General features: G+C 56.8%; 7 protein-coding genes. 5 read left to right on the forward strand and 2 right to left on the reverse strand.

Annotation, left to right across the window (positions count from 1 at the left end; genetic code table 11):
• A partial coding sequence (locus tag NW837_RS03545; RefSeq protein ID WP_414329303.1) for a Glu/Leu/Phe/Val family dehydrogenase occupies nucleotides 1–693 on the forward strand: 693 nt, incomplete at its 5' end.
• A 72-nt stretch (nucleotides 694–765) separates the two neighbouring features.
• On the opposite strand, the gene NW837_RS03550 is transcribed toward NW837_RS03545, so the two are convergent.
• Complete coding sequence (locus NW837_RS03550; protein WP_414329304.1) at nucleotides 766–897, reverse strand: hypothetical protein; 132 nt, start codon at nucleotides 895–897, stop codon at nucleotides 766–768.
• Between NW837_RS03550 and NW837_RS03555 the strand changes: the two genes are divergently transcribed.
• Nucleotides 896–1,192, forward strand: a complete 297-nt coding sequence (locus tag NW837_RS03555; RefSeq protein ID WP_414329305.1) for a hypothetical protein — start codon at nucleotides 896–898, stop codon at nucleotides 1,190–1,192. The two genes, NW837_RS03550 and NW837_RS03555, sit on opposite strands and share 2 nt — an antisense overlap.
• 258 nt (nucleotides 1,193–1,450) lie before the next feature.
• On the opposite strand, the gene NW837_RS03560 is transcribed toward NW837_RS03555, so the two are convergent.
• Entirely contained in the window at nucleotides 1,451–1,708 is a 258-nt protein-coding gene (locus tag NW837_RS03560) for a helix-turn-helix domain-containing protein (protein ID WP_041436246.1), read from the reverse strand.
• Between the two features lie 320 nt (nucleotides 1,709–2,028).
• On the opposite strand from NW837_RS03560, the gene NW837_RS03565 reads away from it, so the two are divergent.
• The 3 genes from NW837_RS03565 to NW837_RS03575 all read left to right on the forward strand — a co-directional run.
• Complete coding sequence (locus tag NW837_RS03565; RefSeq protein WP_414329306.1) at nucleotides 2,029–3,138, forward strand: RpoD/SigA family RNA polymerase sigma factor; 1,110 nt, start codon at nucleotides 2,029–2,031, stop codon at nucleotides 3,136–3,138.
• A gap of 677 nt (nucleotides 3,139–3,815) precedes the next feature.
• Nucleotides 3,816–4,748 carry a COX15/CtaA family protein gene (locus tag NW837_RS03570; RefSeq protein WP_414329307.1) on the forward strand — a complete coding sequence of 311 codons (933 nt, stop codon included), beginning with the start codon at nucleotides 3,816–3,818 and terminating at the stop codon, nucleotides 4,746–4,748.
• A 53-nt stretch (nucleotides 4,749–4,801) separates the two neighbouring features.
• Nucleotides 4,802–5,543 (forward strand): heme o synthase (locus tag NW837_RS03575; RefSeq protein WP_414329308.1); only part of this gene is annotated, 742 nt, incomplete at its 3' end.

The following is a 5,543-nucleotide window of genomic DNA, read 5'->3' on the forward strand; positions in this document are numbered from 1 at the left end:
CTGGCCACCGGACGGGGGGTGATGATCACGGTACGGGAAGCCTTGGCCCGACATGGTGGATCCCTGGCAGGGGCAACGGTGTTGATCCAAGGTTTTGGCAATGTGGGTGGAGCAGCGGCCAGCTTGCTGCATGAGGCGGGAGCTAAGATTGTGGCGGTTTCCGGCAGTTCTGGGGGCCTTTATAACCCCAAAGGACTGGATATCCCCGCCCTCAAAGCCCACATGAAGGAACAGGGAGGCCGCATGGCGGGCTTTCCGCAAGCTGAGCCCATTAGCAATGCCGACCTGCTGGTGCAAAAAGCGGATGTGTTGATCCCTGCCGCTCTGGAAAATCAAATTACCGAAGCCAATGCCCACCAAATTCAAGCCCGGATTGTGGCAGAAGCTGCCAACGGGCCAACCACCCTTGCCGCCGACCGGATTTTGGAATCGCGAGGGATCCAGGTATTGCCGGATATCCTAACCAATGCCGGTGGAGTGGTGGTGAGCTATCTGGAGTGGGTGCAGGGACTCTCTTACGTCTTCTGGGATGAAGAGCGAGTTTATCAAGAAATGGAAGGTCTGATGGTACGTGCCTTTGAACGGGTGGTGCAGGAGGCAGAACGGCGGCAAGTGTCGCTGCGACTGGCTGCCTACACCCTAGGGGTAGGCCGAGTGGCCCAAGCCCTACAGGATCGCGGCCTTTACCCGTAGACGCTCCCCCACCTGGAGACCGGGAACTCTTGGCTCAACAAGCCTACTTGCCAAGGTTCGATTGCCCTTTTCTCAAGCCCGACGGCGTTCTTGCTCTTCCTGCTGCTGCCATTGCTTGAGCAGCTCTTTTGCCGCCTGTGGGGTAAAGTAGTCCAGCTCCATCAGCTTACGGTAGGTCAGAATTTGCCGCATCTCCAGGGGCATGTCTGCTTTTTGGTATGAAGTAGCGAATGCGATTGATGTTTTGCTCCATTTCGGTAAACTCTTGCTCCCGCTTCCTCTGCTTCTCCTGCTTGAGCACCTCATGGGGGGCAGAAAGGCGGTTGTAGTTAGGGATCCGTTGCGTGCCTGTGGTTTTGCTCGCAGCAGGCAGACGGTGGCCTCCGGTTTGTCGGCTGTTGGCCTTGTTGGAGTTGAAGAAGAAAGAGAGCATCGGCAAACCTCACACAAACAGATAAACGGCGGGAGCTTAACGCCAAGTCAACAATATCAAGTTTAGGTGAAGAAGCCTGTGATCCCGATCCTTCTTGGAAAAACCCGTACTTCCGGCGCGGCGCTGTATCTCTCTGCTTTTCCCACCCCCGCGGATGGTCAAGGAAAAGCTGGGGTTTGGCCTCAAACCAATCTATTCGTAAATTGAGCCTACCGTACTTACACGGAAATTGACCAAGATCACGCCGAAAAGCGCAGGATACTTACGTATCTTCACGTCCTTTTGTTCGGGATCCCTGTATCGGATGTACTTTCCCGCAGGCCGCTACAGGTGGGATTCATCTCCGCTCAGCAGCCAAGTGACCGATACCCCCAACGCCTTGGCAAAGGCCACCAGTTCTTTGTCAATGACGCGCCGTTTTCCCTTTTCCACCTGGCCAATTTTGACGTAGTCCAACTGCACACCGTACTTGGCCAAGCGACCCGCCAGTTGATCTTGGGTGAGTTGCAGCTTCTCCCGTACCCAGCGCACCCGTTCCCCAATCAAGTTGGCCGATGGATGGTGCCGGTCGTTAGACTCCATAGGAGCAGAAAGCCGTAAATATTCTTTTCCAGACTGAGGAAGTTGAGGGATCCTCACATGGTAGCCTGAGCTGGCAAGGTTCCCTTTTCCTGGGATCCCACCCGGCAGCCGTTGAGCTGACTGGCTCAGGAACAATCTTATCTCAAGGTCTAGATCGAAAATCGCTTACCGCTTTTTGGCGAGCGACCCCTTGCCTACAAGGACTTGACGGACGGGATCCCTGCTGTTCCCGCATCTAAACGGAAAAATCTCCGGACAAAAAAGAGGGTCATGATCGATTTTCGCTCGCAGCAGCAGCAGAAACCTTTTTAGACTGGGAGATGAAGTTCTCTCCTCACCTGGCTGTGGTTTTTTCTCGTCCTCATCCTGAACACTCTGTCTCTTCGCCTCAGGAGTTCGACGATCTCTGGTTCGACCCCGAGTCTGCCCCTCAAGACGACCTCGCAGAAGTTGACTCAGAGCCAGGGGCCGGCGGATCCCGGTTGAATGAAGACGCTGTCGATCACTACCTGAATACCATCGGTCGCGTGCCCCGCATCGATCACGCTGAGGAAATCGAGTTGTCGCGCAAAATTCAGCAAAAGCTCCTCATCGACCAAGCCCGGCAGGAATGGCGGCAACGGCGGGGGGAGGATCCCAGTGATGAGGCTCTGGCCGAGGCCCTGCAGATTTCCGTATCCACCCTACGCTCCCGCATCCGACAAGGGGAGCAAGCTCAACGCAAGCTGATCAACGCCAACCTGCGCCTGGTGGTCAGCGTTGCCAAGAAATACCTCAATCGGGGGGTGCCGTTTTTGGATCTGATCCAAGAGGGCAATATCGGGTTGATCCGGGCCACCGAAAAATTCAATGCGGAGCGGGGGTTTCGCTTCAGCACCTATGCTCATTGGTGGATTCGCCAAGGCATTACCCGTTGCATTGCCAATCAAGCACGGACGATTCGCCTGCCGGTACACATGGTCGACAAAGTACGCCTGCTCAAGCGCACCAACCGCGAGCTGATGAAGCTGCAGGGGAGGCGGCCCACCGAAGCGGAGCTGGCAGAAGCCTTGGGCATTAAAGTCAAGAAACTGCGCATGATCCAACAGGCTGCTGCTTTGCCCCTGTCGCTGGATGTGCCGGTCGGCCAGGAAGGAGAAAGCCGCCTTGGAGATTTGCTGCAAGATGAGCGGCAAGAGCAGCCCTTTCAAGGGATCCTCGTGCAATCGATGCAGCAGGATGTGCGTTCTGCCATGCAAACCCTGAAGCCGATTGAGAGGCAAGTGCTGGAGTTGCGCTATGGGTTAGACGGGCAACAGGCAAGAACCCTGCGGGAGGTGGGGGATCACTTCAACCTAACGCGGGAACGGATTCGTCAGATCGAGCGGGATGCCCTGCGCAAGTTGCGGGTGGGATATTCTTCGCGGGCTTTGGCTCAGTACATTCGCTAGTGGCTACAGGCCTGGCAGATCGATTTCCGGGCCAGCTTCTGCCCAGGGATAGCCTTTTTTCAATCTTCTTGGGTTGAACACCATAGCCCCTTGCAGCGGCGATGATAAGGATCCCTTATCCCCTGAGCCTATTGGGGCTGATGACCCCCCGGCTACCTCATCTTCACGACCAGAGCCAGTGGGTAAGGACTTTGGCAGCTAACCTCTTTGGTCGTTGAGGAGTTGGCTGATCGGTTTCCTCTGGCGCTCAGGCATTGTAGTCATTCCAAACGAGATTGAGACACTCCCGTTGCCGCCCAAACGCTTCGCGCCGCTGCCGCGACCCCTCTCCCAGGGGGAAAAGGATTGGTCTGCTGGCTTGACTTCCCAGAGGTGCCTAGGATTCGGAACACCTGTGCGCTGAGAAAGAAATTCTTAAAAAGCCTTCGCCAGCCACAAAACCGCATTTAGGATTGGCTTCGAGGAATAGTCAGCGAGTAACCTGCGTCTTTGTTTCCAGATGGCCCGATACCAAGCCGGCTAGGCTTTTTCAGCCCAGCCTCTTTTTCAGTGCAGATGCTCGAGCCGTCAGCCCAGTCTTTGCTATGCCTTCAACTGCAATGGATTCTTCGATCTTTCATCAATCCCAACCTTCTTCCCAGCGGAATCCTGTGCTCTCAGACAAGCTTTCCCTGCGTATGGGACAAGCCCTACTGGGGTTAGCATTGGCCACTTGGCTGCTGATGGGGTTAGGCAGTGCCACCCGCGTCATGAATGCTGGGCTGTCCTGTCCAGATTGGCCCCTTTGCTACGGGGCAATTGTGCCCAGCCAGCAGATGAACCTACAAGTCTTTTTGGAATGGTTTCACCGCATGGTGGCTTCTGGGGTAGGCTTGGCTACGCTGGTTCTGATGGGGTTTGCTTGGCTGAAGCGTCAGGCATTGCCCACTTGGCTGCCCTGGGGTTTGAGCTGGGCTTTTGTTCTGGTCTTGATGCAAGGGATCCTGGGTGGGCTGACGGTCACGGAGCTGCTGCGCTTTGATATTGTGACGGCCCACTTGGGCACGGGCCTGCTGTTTTTTGCCACTTTGCTCACCCTGGGATTACTGATCTGGACAAGAGCCGGTTCTAAGGACTCCATCCTGCCGCTGCGACTGGGTGAAGGGCCATTTTCCGTCGGCTACTTGCCTTGGCTGGGCTTGGGGGCGGTGCTGCTGGTGTATGTCCAGAGCCTTCTGGGCGCCTTGGTGGCCTCCCAATGGGCTTTGCATCAATGCTTTGCTGCCGGCGAGCTGTGCTGGGTGATGAATAGCCACTTGCTGGGGGTTGCTCCGGCCACCCTTGGGGTGTTGGCGGTAGCGGTGGCCACCGGGCTGCGGCGCAAGCGGATCCCCCGCCTTCTCAAGTTCTTGGGCCATGGGTCTGTTGGCCTGCTGTTGGCCCAGGTGGGGATCGGTGTTTTGACCTATCATTACCGGCTGCAGGTAGAACCCCTAACGGTGGCCCATCAGATGATGGGGGCAGCTTTGCTGGCCTGTCTGCTGGGTTTTACGGTGCTGGCCTGGCGAATGCGAACCCAGGGGGAAGAAGGCCAGTGGATGGCCATGACCGCAGAAATGACCGGTGAGTGAATTTCATGCAAGATAGCGTTTTAGTCGACCGTCAGGCTTCCTACCAGAACCCGATGGGGAGGATCCCCTCTGAGCAGAGCCCATGTGCTCTGGGGTGCGAGCGCCAGGCGCTTGTCCAGGTTTTGCGCAGCTACAGCCAGTTGGTGAAGCCCAAGATCATCGCCCTCTTGCTGATGACGACGGCTGGGGCCATGTGGATGGCAGGCAACACCGACCCGTTTAGGTTTTTCGTCACCCTTTTGGGGGGAGGAATGGCGGCGGCGGCAGCCAATGTCATCAACATGGTGTATGACACCGATATCGATCGGATGATGGAGCGAACCCGCCATCGTCCCCTGCCTTCCGGTCGAATCCGGGCGCGGGATGCTCTGATTTTTTCGGGGATCCTGGCTTTGGCTGCCTTTGGGTTGTTGGCTATTTTCACCAACCTGCTGGCTGCCGGTTTGGCCATGTCGGGGATCCTGGTGTATGTGGGGGTCTATACCCACTGGCTGAAGCGTTCCAGCACGCAAAATATTGTCATCGGTGGAGCGGCAGGAGCGATCCCACCTTTGGTGGGCTGGGCAGCAACCACAGGCGAGCTCAGCTGGGCCGCGTGGGTGATGTTCGCCATCATCTTTTTGTGGACTCCACCCCACTTCTGGGCTTTGGCCATTCTGAAGCGGGAAGACTATGCCCGTGCCGGGGTGCCGATGCTGCCGGTGGTAGCGGGCGAAAGACTCACTGCCGCACAGATTTTGCTCTACGCGCTGCTGATGGTTCCGGTCAGCCTGTTGCTGGTTTACCCCTTAGGGA

This window comes from Synechococcus sp. R6-10 (assembly GCF_047461815.1).
GTDB lineage: Bacteria > Cyanobacteriota > Cyanobacteriia > Thermostichales > Thermostichaceae > Thermostichus.

Coding starts and splice junctions, on each gene's coding strand:
- NW837_RS03560 (WP_041436246.1), bottom strand. CDS start 1,708: ATGGAGTCTAACGACCGGCACCATCCATCGGCCAACTTGATTGGGGAA.
- NW837_RS03565 (WP_414329306.1), top strand. CDS start 2,029: ATGAAGTTCTCTCCTCACCTGGCTGTGGTTTTTTCTCGTCCTCATCCT.
- NW837_RS03555 (WP_414329305.1), top strand. CDS start 896: ATGTCTGCTTTTTGGTATGAAGTAGCGAATGCGATTGATGTTTTGCTC.
- NW837_RS03550 (WP_414329304.1), bottom strand. CDS start 897: ATGCCCCTGGAGATGCGGCAAATTCTGACCTACCGTAAGCTGATGGAG.
- NW837_RS03570 (WP_414329307.1), top strand. CDS start 3,816: ATGGGACAAGCCCTACTGGGGTTAGCATTGGCCACTTGGCTGCTGATG.